Source organism: Streptomyces sp. NPDC001787 (assembly GCF_040297465.1).
In the GTDB taxonomy this organism is placed as follows: Bacteria; Actinomycetota; Actinomycetes; order Streptomycetales; family Streptomycetaceae; genus Streptomyces.
Genome location: NZ_JBEOZE010000013.1, coordinates 1 through 16,044, shown reverse-complemented (window position 1 = coordinate 16,044; position 16,044 = coordinate 1). Strand labels below are relative to the sequence as shown.

Annotated in this window: 13 protein-coding genes and 2 rRNA genes; 6 read left to right on the top strand and 9 right to left on the bottom strand. The window is 70.7% G+C overall.

Translation table 11 applies throughout. The annotated features are described in order from the left end of the window. Positions 1-76 precede the first annotated feature (76 nt). Positions 77-1,267, top strand: coding sequence for a winged helix-turn-helix domain-containing protein (locus tag ABT170_RS19150; protein WP_329944165.1), 1,191 nt, complete (start codon positions 77-79; stop codon positions 1,265-1,267). A gap of 108 nt (positions 1,268-1,375) precedes the next feature. On the opposite strand, the gene ABT170_RS19145 is transcribed toward ABT170_RS19150, so the two are convergent. From ABT170_RS19145 to mtnA, 7 genes are all read right to left on the bottom strand, one after another. Further along, entirely contained in the window at positions 1,376-2,131 is a 756-nt protein-coding gene (locus tag ABT170_RS19145) for a response regulator (protein WP_329944164.1), read from the bottom strand. Positions 2,132-2,317: 186 nt separating this feature from the next. After that, on the bottom strand, positions 2,318-3,007 hold the full coding sequence (gene hpf / locus ABT170_RS19140) for a ribosome hibernation-promoting factor, HPF/YfiA family (RefSeq protein ID WP_329944163.1): 690 nt from the start codon (positions 3,005-3,007) through the stop codon (positions 2,318-2,320). A gap of 326 nt (positions 3,008-3,333) precedes the next feature. Beyond that, on the bottom strand, positions 3,334-4,161 hold the full coding sequence (locus ABT170_RS19135) for a ComF family protein (protein WP_351868773.1): 828 nt from the start codon (positions 4,159-4,161) through the stop codon (positions 3,334-3,336). 127 nt (positions 4,162-4,288) lie between these two features. Then, positions 4,289-6,109 (bottom strand): LpqB family beta-propeller domain-containing protein, encoded by a 1,821-nt coding sequence (locus ABT170_RS19130; RefSeq protein WP_351869021.1) that lies wholly within the window; start codon positions 6,107-6,109, stop codon positions 4,289-4,291. Between the two features lie 34 nt (positions 6,110-6,143). Beyond that, positions 6,144-8,180 carry an MtrAB system histidine kinase MtrB gene (gene mtrB / locus ABT170_RS19125; protein WP_329944161.1) on the bottom strand — a complete coding sequence of 679 codons (2,037 nt, stop codon included), beginning with the start codon at positions 8,178-8,180 and terminating at the stop codon, positions 6,144-6,146. 1 nt (position 8,181) lies between these two features. After that, positions 8,182-8,871, bottom strand: coding sequence for a two-component system response regulator MtrA (gene mtrA, locus ABT170_RS19120; RefSeq protein ID WP_007448372.1), 690 nt, complete (start codon positions 8,869-8,871; stop codon positions 8,182-8,184). Positions 8,872-8,875: 4 nt separating this feature from the next. Continuing rightward, complete coding sequence (mtnA, locus tag ABT170_RS19115; RefSeq protein ID WP_351868769.1) at positions 8,876-10,021, bottom strand: S-methyl-5-thioribose-1-phosphate isomerase; 1,146 nt, start codon at positions 10,019-10,021, stop codon at positions 8,876-8,878. Between the two features lie 140 nt (positions 10,022-10,161). On the opposite strand from mtnA, the gene ABT170_RS19110 reads away from it, so the two are divergent. From ABT170_RS19110 to ABT170_RS19090, 5 genes are read left to right on the top strand one after another with little or no spacing between them, the layout of a single operon-like run. After that, complete coding sequence (locus ABT170_RS19110) at positions 10,162-11,376, top strand: DUF7847 domain-containing protein (RefSeq protein ID WP_329944159.1); 1,215 nt, start codon at positions 10,162-10,164, stop codon at positions 11,374-11,376. A gap of 4 nt (positions 11,377-11,380) precedes the next feature. Then, entirely contained in the window at positions 11,381-12,070 is a 690-nt protein-coding gene (locus ABT170_RS19105) for a DUF4129 domain-containing protein (RefSeq protein WP_329944158.1), read from the top strand. Further along, on the top strand, positions 12,067-13,317 hold the full coding sequence (locus ABT170_RS19100) for a DUF4350 domain-containing protein (RefSeq protein ID WP_351868765.1): 1,251 nt from the start codon (positions 12,067-12,069) through the stop codon (positions 13,315-13,317). The genes ABT170_RS19105 and ABT170_RS19100 overlap by 4 nt, the downstream gene beginning before the upstream one ends. Then, on the top strand, positions 13,314-14,333 hold the full coding sequence (locus ABT170_RS19095) for an AAA family ATPase (RefSeq protein WP_329944156.1): 1,020 nt from the start codon (positions 13,314-13,316) through the stop codon (positions 14,331-14,333). The genes ABT170_RS19100 and ABT170_RS19095 overlap by 4 nt, the downstream gene beginning before the upstream one ends. 10 nt (positions 14,334-14,343) lie before the next feature. After that, positions 14,344-15,657, top strand: a complete 1,314-nt coding sequence (locus ABT170_RS19090) for a DUF58 domain-containing protein (RefSeq protein ID WP_351869019.1) — start codon at positions 14,344-14,346, stop codon at positions 15,655-15,657. Positions 15,658-15,777: 120 nt separating this feature from the next. Here the strand turns inward: ABT170_RS19090 and rrf are convergent. Next, positions 15,778-15,894 (bottom strand): 5S ribosomal RNA (rrf, locus tag ABT170_RS19085). Between the two features lie 77 nt (positions 15,895-15,971). Further along, positions 15,972-16,044 (bottom strand): 23S ribosomal RNA (locus ABT170_RS19080); the annotation flags it as partial.

The following is a 16,044-nucleotide window of genomic DNA, read 5'->3' as shown; positions in this document are numbered from 1 at the left end:
CGGGCTCGAACCGGTGGTACGGGGCTGAACACCGGATCCCGTGATGGTTGTCGGTGCCGCCCCTTAGGGTCGACGCATGACGCCCGCGACGCCGCCCCCCGCAGTCGAACTCTCCGCCGACCAGGCCCGCCGGATCGCGCTGCGCGCCCAGGGATTCCTCGGCGCTCCGGACCGCCGGGCCGGGGTGCCGGGCGTGCTGCGCCATCTCGGGGCCGTACAGCTCGACACGATCTCGGTCCTGGCCCGCTCGCACGAGCTCATTCCGTACGCCCGGCTCGGCGCCGTCGGCCGGCGCACGGTGGAGGAGGCGTACTGGTCGGGCGGGCGGGCCTTCGAGTACTGGTCGCACGCCGCGTGCATCCTGCCCGTCGAGGAGTGGCCGCACTTCGCGTTCCGCCGCCGCGCCTACCGCTCCCGTCCGCACTGGCACCACGACCTGCCGGACGGCGCGTACGACACGGTGATCAAGCAGCTGCGCGCCGAGGGTCCGCTGACGGCGACCGAACTGGGCGGCGCGAAGAACGGCGGCGAGTGGTGGGACTGGTCCGCCTCGAAGGTCGCGGTGGAGCGGGCCCTGATGTACGGCGAGGTGGTGTGCACCGAGCGGCGCGGCTGGAAGCGGGTCTACGACCTCGCCGAGCGGGCGATCCCGGACGCCGTGCTCCACGACGACCTGACCGATACGGAGTGCAGACGCCGTCTGGTGGCGCTGGCGGGCCGGTCGCTGGGGGTCGGGACCCGGGCGGACATCGCGGACTACCACCGGCTCAAGGGCGAGGAGTTCGACGCCGTGGTGGCGGACTCGGGGCTGGTCCCGGTGTCGGTGGAGGGCTGGGCGAAGCCCGCCTGGGCGGACCCGGAGGCACTGGCCTCGGAGCCGCGCGGACGACACCGTACGACGCTGCTGTCGCCGTTCGACTCCCTGGTCTGGGAGCGTGCGCGTACGGAGCGGATCTTCGGCTTCACGCACCGCCTGGAGGCGTATGTCCCCAAGCCCAAGCGGGTCCACGGCTACTTCGCGATGCCGTTGCTGGCGGGCGGGAAGCTGCAGGGCCGGGTCGACCCGGCACGCGAGGGCAGCACACTGATCGCCCGGCAGGTGTCCCTGATGGGCCGCAAGTCCGTGGCGCCGATGGCGGAGGCACTCGTGGAGGCGGCGTCCTGGGTCGGCTGCAGCACCGTCCGGCTGGACCGCGTCGATGCCCCGGAGCTGCGTGAACCGCTCATGGCGGAAATCGCCCAGGCACTGTCGCGGGCATTCCGCTGACGGCCGCGGAAATGTCACGGGCTGCCGCGGACAGTCCACGGGGTGCCACGGTCATTCCACGGGCTGCAGCGGTCGTTCGCGCCGACGGCCGGGGGCTTCGCGGGACTCCTACCTGATCTCCAGGATCTTCTCCCGCATGGCATAGACCACGGCTTCCATCCGGGAGTGCAGCTGGAGCTTCTCCAGAATATTGCGGACGTGGTTCTTCACCGTGTTCTCGGAAATGAACAGCTCCTTGGCGATATCCCGGTTGTTCATGCCCGTCGCCACGAGTTTCAGGACTTCGAGCTCACGCTCGGTGAGCCGGGGCGCCGGAACGAGTCTGCGTTCGTCGGTGCGCTGGATCATCGATTTGAACTCGGTGAGGAGCTTGGAGGCCATCGACGGACTGATCTGGGACTGCCCGTCGGCGACGGCGCGAATGGCCGTGGCCACCTCGTCGGTCGAGATCTCCTTGAGGAGATAGCCCGTGGCACCCGCCTTGATCGCGTCGTAGAGGTCGGCCTCCTCGTCGCTGATCGTCAGCATGATGATCTTCGCGCTGGGGGCCACCTCCTTGATCGAGGTGCAGGCCTCGATACCGCCCCGCTTAGGCATCCGCACATCCATCAGCACGATGTCCGGCAGCAGGTCCGCCGCCTTGTCGACGGCCTCCGCCCCGTCACCGGCCTCGCCGACGACCTGGATGTCCTCCTCATGCGCGAGGACGATCTCCAGACCCCTGCGGAACAGCGCGTGGTCATCGACCACGAGGACCCGGATGGGCTCCTTGCGGGAACTCCCGCCCATGTCCGCACCAGCACGCGCGCCGGTGTCGTCGCCGGCATCACTCACATCGCGCACGGGCCCGAAGGTGTCCGCCATCGTTCCTCCCCCTGAAAGCCACGGCCTGAAGTCTCGAACGGTCCGCCAACGGCAGTTCACCGAACACCGATTGGCCTGGGACAGCCATGCTTTCATGTCCGGACGCCGGAGCGGTGATCCTGAGGTCTCACGCGGGTGCCCCTGGGGGCGCACAGACGCTCCAGGGGCACCACGAGGGGTGCGGCATCAGCCGCCGAGCGCGCCACCCGCGCCGCCTGCCTCATCGGCGGCGAGCGGGTCGGTCCTCAGGTGGATGACACCGTAGTCGTAGGCGTGTCGCCGGTAGACGACGCTGGGTTCCTTGCTCTCCGAGTCGACGAACAGGTAGAAGTCATGCCCGACCAGCTCCATCTCGTAGAGCGCCTGGTCGAGCGTCATCGGTGCTGCGACGTGCGTCTTCTCGCGCATCACCAGCGGTCCCTCGCCCTGTACCTCAAGCGAACCGATCCTGGTGGTGGGCACGGAAGGCGACGATTCCTCGCCGGTGAGCTCGCCGTCCCCGTTGAACGAGGCGGCACCCGGCACGACCTCGCCGACCTCGGCGGCCGACAGCCGGCCGCTGCCACGGCGGCTGTTGCGCTTGTCGTGCTGCTTGCGCAGCCGCGCCTCCAGCTTGCCGGTGGCCAGGTCAAGCGCTGCGTAAGGGTCGCCTGCTGCCGCTTCCGCCCGGATGACCGGCCCGCGGGAGCGGAGAGTGATCTCCACCCGGTCGGAACGGTCGGCCTGACGGGGATTCGGCTCCTTGGACACCTCGACGTCGAGGCTGATCACCTTGCCGTCGAACTTCTGGATCTTGTCCAGCTTCAGCTTCTCGGCCACGTGCTTGCGGAACCGCTCGGGCACCTCGGTCTTGCGGCCCTTGACGACGATGTCCACGCAGAACTCCGTTCCCGGATCGCTCCGCTGCGACGGCGGAGCATCTCCCTTTTGCACCAGGCCCCGGTGATCTCCGGGGCCTCGGACTGGGTGACGTACACCTCCTCCTCACCCGTCGATGAGGTCACCACCCCACCGACTTGCGTGCCACTGAACTACCGGTGAGTTGCCTGCCCGAAACCTGGCGGTGCATTCATCGAGGTCTGGCATTCACCATTCCTCACAACCGAACATAGCCTGCCCACCACGATGTCGGCACCCGCTACTCGCCCGTACCTCCGTTCAGTGCCTTTTACCCTCTCACCACCTGCAACGATGCAAGTTTGCTAACAGTTCCAGTTTATTTCGAAGGCCGACGGAGAGGCTGAGACAACCGCCGCGCTCAGCGCCCCCGGGCCCGTCCTTACCCGTGTCACGACCGGCTCGATCGCACGCGACGCGGCACCCGAGGTGACACGCGGAAGTGCAGGTGGGAAGGCACGCGGGGAGGCGGGTGGGGAGGCGGGTGGGGAATCGAGTACGCGATGAACGGCCCGCGCCGCCTCCGCCAGGGTCGCGCCCGTCGTCATCAGGTCGTCCACCAGCACCACCCGGCCGCCCGCGAGGAGCCGACCGCCACCGGGCACCACCTCCAGCGCGCCCGCCAGGTTCGCCTGCCGCTGCCGCGCCCCGAGCCCCGCCTGATCGGCCACCGGACGCCGCTGCCGCAGCACCGCGAGCACCCGGGCCGGTGCCCCGTCACACCGCAGCTCCCCGGCAGCCGCCAGTGCGATCCGGCGCACCGGATCATGGCCGCGCGCCCCGGTGGACCGCCGGGCCGACGGTACGGGCACCAGCAGCAGCGGTCCCCCGTCCCCCAGCCGGCCCTCCCCGGCCCTCACGGCGCCCGCCAGAGCCCGTCCGAGCGCTCCGGCAAGCCCCAGTGCCCCGCGCTCCTTGTGGGCCAGCAGCACCGCGCGCACCGCGTTCTCGTACGGGGCGGCGGCCCGCACCACCGGCAGCCCGGGAGGCTCGGGCGAGGGACGCACCCGGCGCGGCGGCACGCCGTCCAGCGCCGCCGCGCACGGCCGGCACAGCTCCGTACGGGGCAGGCCGCAACCGGCGCAGGCCACCGGCAGGACCAGGCCGGTGATCTCCCGCCACCATTCCCGCATGGGTCAACTGTGCCGGGCGCACGGACCCCGGACCAGCCCTGTGGAAAACCCTGCCGGCCGGGTGCCCGCCCGCCTCCCGGCCGCCCGGGTCAGCGGCGGCCGGGACACGGGTCGGCCGGGTCACCGGTCAGCCGGGGTAGACGAGCGAGGTGCCTCCCTTGAGCACCGTCTGCCAGTTGTCGCCGGGCGAGAGCTTCACGATTCCGTCACCCACGGTCTCCGCCATCAGGGGGAGCAGTTCGTCGTCCGCCGCCGCGACCGCCTGCACCTGGTTCACCCCGGGCAGCACACCCGAGGACGAGGTGGAACCGTCCGCCTGCACATAGCGCACCTGCTGGACGCCGTCCTCCTCCTTGCCGACCACCACGAGGCGGCTGCGGCCCGACCAGGAAATCGCCGTCACGTCCGTGAGCTGCGGTGCGGCCTGTCGCAGATCCTCGACCGAGACCGTCGGCGCGTTCGCGGGCCCGCTCCGCTCGACGCGGCCGATCTTCAGGGTCGTATGCCCGTCCTTCGACAGCAGAAGAGCGATCCGCACACCGTCGGCCGACAGCCGCAGCTCCTCGATCCGCCCGCCGTCCAGATTCGGAACGGTCACCTCCTGCGGCTTGCCCTCGCCCTTCGCCAGCCGCAGCAGCCTGCGGTTCGCGGGGTCCCGGTCGGCGACCCACAGATCGCCCCGGCCGTCCCAGCTCGGCGGCGACAGCCGGTCGGCGGCCTTCTTCGCCTTGCTGGTCACCACGGGGGGTGCCAGTTCGCCCTCCGCGACCGTGGAGGACACATACAGATTCTGCTGGTTCGCCGAGACCGCGGCGGCGCTCTGCTCGTCACGGGCCACGCCGACGGCGCTCATCACCACCGCTCCGGTGCCGAGCGGCCCGGTCACCGGCTCCGGGTCGCCGCTGCCCTTGGAATTCCCGGGGATCCGCAGCACCCGGCCATCGCCGTCGACGAAGTACTGGCTGTCGGGCGCACCGGAGCCGTTGTCGGAGGCGAACTTCTCCGCCTCGTCGGAGTTCAGCGAGCACAGCCGGCCCCGGCCGCCCTCCAGCTCCACCCGCTCGACCCGTGCGGACGTGAGATCCCGCAGGGTGAAGAGGACCTGTGCGGCCATCATGCGGCAGGTGGCCGGGCCGGCCTTGTCGGCCTTCTCGTTGAGCGGGACCCTCAGGACGTTCTGGTCGTCGGGCGCCAGGGAGGTGACCCTCTTCTGCAGCGCCGTACCGGTGGGGAAGCGGGAATCGGCCACCGGGCGCAGCCAGTCCGTCGGTCCGTCCAGCAGGGTCCGGACCGTCTGGGTCGCCGTGTCCATCCGGGTGACCGGATCGGTCCGGTTCCGTACGTACACGGGGTCGGCGACCAGGGTGGACTGCCCGTCCGTCAGACCGGTGGCGAAGTAGTACTTGTTGACGGAGCGGTAGAGCCGCTTGAAGTCGGACTGCCCGAGCACCAGGCCGTCGGGAACGATGTCGATGCGCCACTCAGGCTTGCCGTCCGCCCCGTTCTCCCGGACGAGGTGCAGGGTCTGGGAGTAGTCGGTGGGCGCGAGCGGCTGGTAGGAGCTCTGTTCGTCGACCGCCGCCACCTTCTCGCCGGTCAGCGTGTAGGAGGTCTCCGCGTTCTTGCGTTCCTTGTCGTGGAGCGAGGGCCCGCTCCGGTTGGGGGCCTTGGCGAGCACCGTGGTGCCCTGGCTCGGCCTCCAGGCACGGCCCGCCTCCTTGGTGAGGTACTGCCGGGTCGTCCGGAAGTCCGGGTCGTCGCTGGTCATCGACTCCAGGAACCCGTCGACCACCTCGCTCGGCTCCGCGCCCTCCCTCGGCGGCACCGCGTACACCTGCACCTGGGAGTCGCCCGCCTGCGAGGCGTCGACGGCCTTCACATCCCCGGTGACCGGCATCGATCCGCAGCCGGCCAGCACCACGATGCCGCAGCCGAGCAGCGCGGACATGCGCACCGCCCGTCCTCGGCCGCCCAGACGACGGTCAGTGCCCACGTGTCGTGTCCTCCTGGTCGGGTTCCCGCGCTTCGGTATCGGCGCCGCCGCCCGGACGCTCCCCGGCCGGGCGGGCCACGACGCGTGCGCCGCTGCCGGGCAGCGCGGCCGGATGGACGGAGGACGGGGCCGGGCGCGGAGCCACGGGGGCCCGAGCCGGCACGGGCAGCGGCGGGCGCTCCGTCGAACCGGGCTGGCTCGGTACGGACACCAGCCGGTGTCCGCCGCCGGTCACCGGCGCCGTACCGGCGCGCTCGCGGCTCTCCCGGTTGCGCCGCGAGTCCTCCGGCTCCAGTGGTATCGGCGAACCCCGCAGTGGCTCGTCCGCGGTGCGCGGCAGCGTCAGCCGGAACTGCGAGCCGCCGCCCGGCTCGCCCCAGGCCTGCAGCCAGCCTCCGTGCAGCCGGGCGTCCTCGACGGCGATCGACAGTCCCAGGCCCGTACCGCCGGTCGTCCGGGCCCGCGCCGGGTCTGCGCGCCAGAACCGGTTGAAGACCCGGGTCGCCTCGCCGGGCTTGAGCCCCACTCCGTAGTCCCGGACCGCCACGGCGACGGCGCCCTGTGCCGCGCCCATCCGCACGACGACGTCCCGGCCCTCACCGTGCTCGACGGCGTTGACCACGAGATTGCGCAGGACGCGCTCGACACGCCGGGCGTCGGCCTCGGCGATCACCGGCTGCTCGTCGCCGACGACCCTGATCCGGGTGCCCTTGCGCTCGGCGAGTGGCTCGGCTCCGCCGATGACCCGCCGTACGACCGACCGCAGATCTATCGGCTCGGCCTCCAGGGCCGCCGCGCCCGCGTCGAACCTGCTGATCTCCAGCAGGTCGGAGAGCAGCGACTCGAAGCGGTCGAGCTGGTCCCCGAGCAGTTCGGCGGAGCGTGCGGTGACGGGGTCGAAGTCCGCGCGCGCCTCATGGATGACATCGGCGGCCATGCGCACGGTCGTCAGCGGGGTCCGCAGCTCGTGCGAGACGTCCGAGACGAACCGCCGCTGCATCCGGGAGAGCTCCTCCAACTGCTGGATCTTCAGCTGGAGGTTCTGCGCCATCTTGTTGAAGGCCTCACCGAGCCGGGCGATGTCGTCCTCACCGGTGACCTTCATCCGTTCCTGGAGCCGGCCGGCGGAGAGCCGCTCGACGATGCCGGCGGCCATCCGTACCGGCGTGACGACCTGCCGCACCACGAACCAGGCGATGGCGCCGAGCAGCACGACCACGAACAGTCCCGCGGTCGCCAGGGTCGTCTTGACCAGCGTCAGGGACTTCTCCTCCTGCGTCAGCGGGAAGAGGTAGTACAGCTCGTACGGATGGTGGTCGATGTCGTAGAGCCGCTTGCCGACGACGAGTCCGGGCTGCGACTCCTTGCCGTAGTAGCGGATCAGGGAGTAGGTCTGGAACGCCCCCGGCCCCTCGCCCACGGCCTTGCGCAGGCTGTCCGGCACGCTGGACGCCTCCACGCTGCCGGAGCCGCGCGGCGCACGGCTGGTCGCGCCCTCGGTCGCGGAGTCCGCGCTGAGGGCCACCACGTTGAAGGCGTTCTTGCCGCCGCTGGCGAGCTGGTCGACGAGCTCGGTACGCCAGGAGGTGTTGGCGGTCATGCCGTCGGTGGCGTCGTCGCCCTGCCCGCCGGGGGTCAGGGGAGCGTTCGCCTTCTCCTGGGCCGCGGCGAAACCACCGGCGGCCTGGGTCTGGGCTGCCTTGGCCTTGGCGTCGAGCAGCCCGTTGCGCACCTGCCCGATCACGACGAAGCCGAGCAGCAGCACCACCCCGAGGGACATCAGCAGCGTGCCCGCGACGACGCGGAACTGGAGGTTGCGCCGCCACAGCCGTACGGCGGGCAGCAGCGGGCGACGCACCCACCGCATCAGCAGCCGCGGTACGGGACTGCCGGGCGCCCGGTCCTGGAGCAACCGGCCGCCCCGCAGAAATCGGCCCGTCCGGGAGTTCTTCCCTCCCGGACCGGCAGCCCGCCCCGCACGGACTCCCGGCTCCCCGGGCTTCGGAGCAGCGCTGCCTCGGGCCATGTCAGCTCGGTCCGGCCTTGTAACCGACTCCGCGGACGGTCACGACGATCTCCGGCCGCTCCGGGTCCTTCTCGACCTTGGAGCGGAGACGCTGGACATGGACATTCACCAGACGGGTGTCGGCGGCGTGACGGTAGCCCCACACCTGCTCCAGCAGGACCTCACGGGTGAAGACCTGCCACGGCTTGCGGGCGAGCGCGACCAGCAGGTCGAACTCCAGCGGGGTCAGGGCGATGGACTGCCCCTCGCGCTTCACCGAATGACCAGCCACATCGATGACCAGGTCACCGATGGTCAGCTGTTCCGGCGCGGGCTCCTCGGAACGCCTCAGACGTGCCCTGATCCGGGCAACCAACTCCTTCGGTTTGAACGGCTTGACGATGTAGTCGTCGGCCCCGGATTCCAGGCCCACCACCACATCGACGGTGTCGCTCTTGGCAGTGAGCATGACGATCGGCACACCTGACTCGGCCCTGATCAGCCTGCAGACCTCGATGCCGTCCCGTCCGGGCAGCATGAGATCCAGCAGAACCAGGTCCGGTTTGGCCTCACGAAATGCAGCAAGTGCCTTGTCGCCGTCCGCTACGAACGACGGCTCGAAACCTTCTCCACGCAGCACAATCCCGAGCATCTCGGCCAGTGCGGTGTCGTCGTCGACGACAAGGACGCGTCCCTTCATAATCGACATCATCCCATTAGCTAATCGTTACCTGCGATGACCTGGCACACAGCTCTGCCAGTCCGACCCCCGTGACCGGGGAAATGACGCCCTCCTCCGTGACGATCGCCGTGATCAGTTCCGGCGGCGTGATGTCGAATGCCGGGTTGTACGCCACGGTTCCCAGGGGTGCCACGACCAGCCCACCCCCTCCTCCGTCGACCGATGCCGCCCGAGACGATGTGACCTCCGTCACTTCCCTCCCGGAACGCTGCTCGACGATGATCGACGAACCGTCCACCGTGTCCAGATCCACGGTCGTGGTCGGCGCCACCACGATGAACGGCACATGGTGGTACTTCGCGAGCACCGCCAGCGGATAGCTCCCCACCTTGTTGGCCACCGACCCGTCGGCGGCGATGCGGTCCGCCCCGATGAGTACGGCATCCACCTCCCCCGCGGCGAACAGCGAACCCGCCGCGTTGTCCGTGAGCAAGCTGTACGCCATCCCGTGGCGCGCCGCCTCGTACGCGGTCAGCCTGGCCCCCTGGAGCAGCGGACGCGTCTCATCCACCCAGAGCCGCCTCAGCCGCCCCTCCCGATGGGCCCGCAGCGCCACCGCGAACGCCGTCCCCTCACCCCCGGAGACCAGCGCCCCCGTATTGCAGTGGGTCAGCAGCTGATGCCCCCCGCCCGGCAGCAACTCCTCCAGGAGAGCAAGACCGTACCGTGCCATGCGCCCACTGGCCTCCGCGTCCTCGCGGTGCAGTGCCCTCGCCTCGGCGAGCGCCGCGGCGGCCGCCTCCTCGGGGCCGGCCCCCTTCGCGACCGCCGCCCGGTACGCCCCCGCCGTACGCCGCACCCCGTACCCGAGGTTCACAGCGGTGGGCCGCGCCCGCTCCAGCAGCTCCGCGGCCTCCACCACGTCCTGGCCCCGCGCGGCGGCCAGCGCCACTCCGTAGCCTCCGGCGATCCCCAGGAGCGGCGCCCCCCGCACCGCCAGAGTCCTGATCGCCCGCACCAGCGCGGGCACATCCGCGCACACCAGCCCGACCTCCTCCGCGGGCAGCCGCGTCTGGTCGAGGAGCACCAGAACAGCACCTCCCGGAGGCTCGTCCCAGCGGAGTACGGGAAGCGCGGAGGGCTCGATGCCCGCCGGCGATTGCGCGTCCTGATCAGCCATCCACCCAGTCTGCCCGGTGAGCCGCCCACAAATGAAGGTACGAAGGAGATACAGCGCCTGGTCCCCACCGGAGCAACGCGTGGCACGATGGCTGCCAACCTGCCGCCCCCATGAGCGGACAGGACGGTGAAGGAGCCAGAATGAACGACTCTCCGGGCTGGGCGTCGCCCGGATCTGCCCCCTCCGACGGCCAGGAGACGGGCATCCCCCGACCCTCCCGGCCCGTGGACGGAGACAACGGCCCAGCGGGACAGGAACCCCCCGCACAGCCGTCTCCCGGGCAGTGGTCCGCACCGAGCACCCCGGGCAACGGCCCCGGGGCACCCCCGCCCGCACCCGGCTGGGGAGGCCGCCCGCCGGGCTCCGCGTGGGGCGGGCCGCCCGCCGCGGCGAAGCCCGGTGTCATCCCGCTCCGGCCACTGAGCGTCGGCGAGATCCTCGACGGTGCCATGGCCACGATGCGCACCCACTGGCGCACCGTGCTGGGCATCAGCCTCGCCGTCTCCGTGGTCGCCCAGACCGCGGTCATCCTGATCCAGCGCTACCTCCTGCCGAAACCGCTGTCCGTCGACCCGAACGCCACCGGTGCCGAAGCCATCCGCCAGGCCACCGAGTCCGCGCAGTCCACGCTGACCGCGAGCGGACCGGCCACACTCATCACGATGGTCGCCACGCTGTTCATCACCTCGGTGCTCACCGTGGTGATCAGCCGCTCCGTGCTGGGCCGGCCCGTGACGTTCTCCGACGCCTGGTCGGAGGCCCGCCCGCAGATCCTGCGGCTTCTCGGCCTCACCCTGCTGCTCGCCCTGATGAGCGCCGCCATCATGGCCGTGGGAATCCTTCCCGGAATACTTCTGGGCTCCGGCGCGGGAGCGGCACTCTCCCTCCTCGGCTTCGCCGCCGCCTGCGCCGTGGTCCTCTGGCTGATGGTCCGCTTCACCCTCGCCGCACCGGCCCTGATGCTGGAACGCCAGTCCATCCCCACCGCACTGCGCCGGTCGGCGAAGCTGGTCCGGGGCGCCTGGTGGCGCACCTTCGGCATCCTGGCGCTCACCTACGTCATCGTCCTGATGCTGGCCCTGGTCATCAGCATCCCGTTCGGCGTCGTGGCACTCTCCGCCGACGGCAACGGGCTCGATGAACTCCTCAACGCCGACTCCGCCGGCTTCGGCTGGCCCTTCCTCATCGTGACGGGCATCGGCGAAGTGATCGTCTCGACGCTCACCTACCCCTTCACCGCGGGTGTGATGGCTCTCCTCTACGTGGACCAGCGCATCCGCCGGGAGGCGCTCGACCTCGATCTCGCACGGGCCGCGGGCGTGCCCGGCTACGCCACCGACACCCCCAGGAGCTGATGCTGTGTCGGGGGCGGGGGGCACCACGGCAGGACGGCACGTCGTCCGGGCGGACGACATACCCGTGGACGCCCCGCGCGTCCCTGCCCGTGAAGCGGCCGAGCACGAACTGTCCAAGCCGATGTACCACGAGAACGACCCCAACCTGCTCCAGCGCGGCCTCGACCGCTTCTGGGACTGGGTCGGCGGTCTCTTCGACGCCGCCGCCGACAACGCGCCCGGTGGCCCCGTGGGGCTGGCCGTGCTCGTACTGGCCGTCATCGGCCTGGCCGTCGCCCTGTGGTGGCGGCTGGGCACACCACAACGCTCCACCCGCGCCGCCGACGGCCTCTTCGAGAGCGTCGGCACCCGCAGCGCGGACCAGCACCGCACCGCCGCCGAGACCCACGCGGCGGCCCTCCGCTGGAACGAAGCCGTGCAGGAACGCATGCGGGCCGTCGTCCGGTCCCTGGAGGAGCGAGCGCTGCTCGACCCCCGCCCCGGCCGCACCGCGGACGAGGCCGCCGCAGAAGCGGGCCGCCCCCTTCCCGAGCACGCCGCCCGCCTGCGAGCCGCCGCCAGAGCGTTCGACGACGTCACATACGGCGGCCGCACGGCCGACCAGCCGGCATACCTGACCCTGCGCACCCTCGATCTCGAACTCGACGCCGCCAAGCCCCTGTTGTCCGGTACCGCCCGAGGAGCCACCGGATGACCGCGGCCACCACCACCGCATCCCCCACCTCGGCCTCCCCCACTCCGCACCAGGTCTGGAAGCGCGCCCGAGGGCTGCTGCTCGCCGTGCTCATCCTCGCCATCGGCGGAATCACGTTCGCCGCCGTACGCTCCGGCGACCACCACGGCAGGCTCGACCCCCGCTCCGCCGACCCGTTCGGCAGCCGCGCCATCGCCGAACTCCTCAAGGACCGCGGCATATCCGTCACCGTCGCGACCACCCTCGACGAGGCGACGACCGCGGCCGACCCCGACACCACGCTCCTGGTCGCCCGCCCCAATCTGCTGACCCCATGGCAACAGCACCGGCTCCGTACCACGACCGCCGCCTCCGCCGGGCGCACCGTACTGATCGCCCCAGGCCCGGCCTCCGTCGACGAACTGGCCCCCGGCGTACGCGCCGAACCGCCCGGCAAGGTGACCGAACGAGCACCGGCATGCACCTTCCCCGCCGCCCGAGGCGCGGGCACCGCGGACATGGGAGGCATCCGCTACACAGCGGAAGGCCTCGACACCCTCGCCTGCTACCCGAGCGGCGGCCTCCCCGCACTCCTCGTCCTCAAGCCGTCCGGCCGCGGCGACACCGTCCTCCTCGGCTCCCCCGACTTCCTCCACAACGAGCGTCTCGCCCGGCACGGCAACGCCTCGCTCGCCCTGCGACTCCTCGGTTCCCGTCCACATGTTGTCTGGTACCTCCCCTCTCCGGCCGATCCCTCCGCGACCCGGGGCGACGGACGGACCGGCAGCGGCGACCGCTCCGGTGACGGCGGCAGGAGCGAGGACTCCGGGGGCGAGAGCAGCTTCCTCGACCTGATCCCCTCCGGCTGGATCTGGGGAACCCTGCAACTCACCCTCGCGGCCGTACTCGCCGCCGTCTGGCGCGCCCGCCGACTGGGCCCCCTGGTCACCGAGCGGCTCCCGGTGGCCATTCGCGCCTCCGAGTCCGCCGAAGGCCGCGCTCGCCTCTACCGCAAGGCCAACGCCCGGGACCGGGCAGCCGCCTCGCTCCGATCTGCCACGCGCACCCGCGTCGCCCCCTTCATCGGTGTGCCCTCCCACGGCGCCCACTCCCCCGACGTACTGCTCCCCGCCCTCTCCGCGCGCCTCACCGGCCCGAGCGTCGACCGCAGCACCCTGCTCTTCGGTCCGCCCCCCACCGATGACGCCTCACTCGTTCTTCTCGCCGACCAACTCGACGCCCTCGAAAGAGAGGTACGCACTTCATGAGCGCCCCGACCCCCGAGCCCACCAGGCCCACCGGGACCCCTGAGGCTCCCGCGGCACCCGCGCTCTCCGACAACGCCCGCGCGTCCCTGGAAGCCCTGCGCTCCGAGATCGCCAAGGCCGTGGTCGGCCAGGACCCGGCGGTCACCGGACTCGTCGTCGCGCTGCTCTGCCGAGGCCATGTCCTCCTCGAAGGCGTCCCCGGTGTGGCGAAGACCCTCCTGGTGCGGGCCCTCGCCGCCTCTCTCGAACTCGACACCAAACGTGTGCAGTTCACCCCCGACCTGATGCCGAGCGACGTCACGGGCTCCCTCGTCTACGACGCCCGCACGGCGGAGTTCTCCTTCCAGCCCGGCCCGGTGTTCACGAATCTGCTGCTCGCCGACGAAATCAACCGCACCCCTCCCAAGACTCAGGCCTCCCTCCTGGAAGCCATGGAAGAACGTCAGGTCACCGTCGACGGAACCCCCCGCCCACTACCCGACCCGTTCCTGGTCGCTGCGACCCAGAACCCCGTCGAGTACGAGGGCACGTACCCGCTCCCCGAGGCCCAACTGGACCGCTTTCTGCTCAAACTGACGGTTCCGCTGCCGTCGCGACAGGACGAGATCAATGTCCTCACCCGCCATGCCGACGGCTTCGACCCGCGCGACCTGAAGGCGGCCGGCATACGCCCGGTCGCAGGCCCCGCCGATCTGGAAGCCGCCCGCGAAGCCGTCGCCAGGACCACCGTCTCCCCGGAGATCGCCGGCTATGTCGTCGATATCTGCCGTGCCACGCGCGAATCCCCTTCACTCGCCCTCGGCGTCTCCCCGCGAGGCGCCACCGCACTGCTCTCCACCGCTCGCGCCTGGGCCTGGCTGACCGGACGGGACTATGTCATCCCGGACGATGTGAAGGCCCTGGCTCTCCCTACGCTCCGTCATCGCATCCAACTGCGGCCCGAAGCGGAGATGGAGGGAGTCACCCCCGACTCCGTCATCACCTCGGTGCTCGCCCACGTCCCCGTACCCCGATGAGGCGATGACCATGGCCCTCACCGGACGAGCCGCGCTGCTGGCCGCACTGGGATCACTCCCTGTAGGCATCCTGGCTCCGAGCTGGACAGGGATGCTCGCGGTCAACGCCCCGCTCTCTCTAGCAATTCTGTGCGACTACGCCCTGGCAGCACCAGTGCGCACGCTTCGTTTCACCCGATCCGGTGATACATCCGTTCGACTCGGTAAAACCGCAGAAGTGCGACTCACCGTAACCAATACCTCTCGGCGTCGGCTGCGGGCCCAGCTCCGGGACGCCTGGCCTCCCAGCAGCTGGCCCACCGGCACCGACCGGTCGGCGTCCCGCCACACCTTCACGGTCCCCGCGGGCGAACAACGTCGGCTCAGCACCCTGCTCCGCCCGACCCGCCGTGGCGACCGCCGGTCCGAGCGCGTCACCGTCCGCTCGCTCGGACCGCTGGGCCTCGCCGCCCGCCAGGGACACCACAAGGTTCCCTGGACAGTCCGGGTGCTGCCTCCGTTCACCAGCCGCAAGCATCTTCCGTCCAGGCTCGCGCGACTCCGTGAACTCGACGGCCGCACCAGCGTCCTCACGCGTGGGGAGGGCACGGAGTTCGACAGCCTGAGAGCCTATGTGCCCGGCGACGACACCCGCTCCATCGACTGGCGGGCCACGGCACGTCAGTCGGCCGTCGCGGTTCGTACCTGGCGCCCGGAGCGGGACCGCCACATCCTCATCGTCCTGGACACGGGTCGAACCTCAGCGGGCCGGGTGGGCGACATCCCCAGGCTCGATGCCGCGATGGACGCGGCACTGCTCCTCACCGCTCTCGCCACCCGCGCGGGCGACCGAGTGAACCTGCTCGCCCATGACCGCCGTGTCCGGGCACGTGTCCAGGGCCGCACCGACACGGGCGACGTCCTGGCGAAGGTCGTCAATGCCCTCGCTCCCCTGGAGCCGGAACTCGTCGAGACGGACACCCGCGCACTGAGCACCGCCGCCCTGGCCGCCGCCCCCCGACGCTCTCTGATCGTCATCCTGACCACCCTGGATGCCGCCCCCATCGAAGAGGGTTTGCTTCCGGTCCTCCCTCAGCTCACCCAGCGGCACACAGTGCTGGTCGCCGCTGTCGCCGACCCACAGATCGAGACGATGGCGCGTGCCCGGGGCACAGTGGACGCGGTGTACGAGGCAGCTGCCGGCGCGCAGGCCCAGGCCGAGCGGCGCCGCACGGCGGAACAGCTTCAACGCCACGGCGTCACCGTCGTCGATGCCACTCCCGAGAACCTCGCCCCCGCGCTCGCCGACGCCTATCTGGCGCTCAAGGCAGCCGGCCGACTCTGAACACTGCCTCCCGGTCGCGACAGAAGATTGCCCACCCAGCCGGGGTGGGCAAATCGGCGTCCTGGTGGTGAACGCAGAAAAGCCCCGTGCCACAAGGCACGGGGCTTTCCCGGAAAAATTGTTCGGCGGCGTCCTACTCTCCCACAGGGTCCCCCCTGCAGTACCATCGGCGCTGAAAGGCTTAGCTTCCGGGTTCGGAATGTAACCGGGCGTTTCCCTAACGCAATGACCACCGAAACACTATGAAATTAACCAACACCGGAACAACACGGCCGTTCGTTATTTCAGAACTAACACAGTGGACGCGAGCAACTGAGGACAAGCCCTCGGCCTATTAGTACCAGTCAGCTCCACCCGTTACCGGGCTTCCACATCTGGCCTATCAAC

Coding starts and splice junctions, on each gene's coding strand:
- ABT170_RS19150 (WP_329944165.1), top strand. CDS start 77: ATGACGCCCGCGACGCCGCCCCCCGCAGTCGAACTCTCCGCCGACCAG.
- ABT170_RS19145 (WP_329944164.1), bottom strand. CDS start 2,131: ATGGCGGACACCTTCGGGCCCGTGCGCGATGTGAGTGATGCCGGCGAC.
- ABT170_RS19135 (WP_351868773.1), bottom strand. CDS start 4,161: ATGCGGGAATGGTGGCGGGAGATCACCGGCCTGGTCCTGCCGGTGGCC.
- ABT170_RS19130 (WP_351869021.1), bottom strand. CDS start 6,109: ATGTCCGCGCTGCTCGGCTGCGGCATCGTGGTGCTGGCCGGCTGCGGA.
- mtrB (WP_329944161.1), bottom strand. CDS start 8,180: ATGGCCCGAGGCAGCGCTGCTCCGAAGCCCGGGGAGCCGGGAGTCCGT.
- mtrA (WP_007448372.1), bottom strand. CDS start 8,871: ATGATGTCGATTATGAAGGGACGCGTCCTTGTCGTCGACGACGACACC.
- mtnA (WP_351868769.1), bottom strand. CDS start 10,021: ATGGCTGATCAGGACGCGCAATCGCCGGCGGGCATCGAGCCCTCCGCG.
- ABT170_RS19110 (WP_329944159.1), top strand. CDS start 10,162: ATGAACGACTCTCCGGGCTGGGCGTCGCCCGGATCTGCCCCCTCCGAC.
- ABT170_RS19100 (WP_351868765.1), top strand. CDS start 12,067: ATGACCGCGGCCACCACCACCGCATCCCCCACCTCGGCCTCCCCCACT.
- ABT170_RS19095 (WP_329944156.1), top strand. CDS start 13,314: ATGAGCGCCCCGACCCCCGAGCCCACCAGGCCCACCGGGACCCCTGAG.
- ABT170_RS19090 (WP_351869019.1), top strand. CDS start 14,344: ATGGCCCTCACCGGACGAGCCGCGCTGCTGGCCGCACTGGGATCACTC.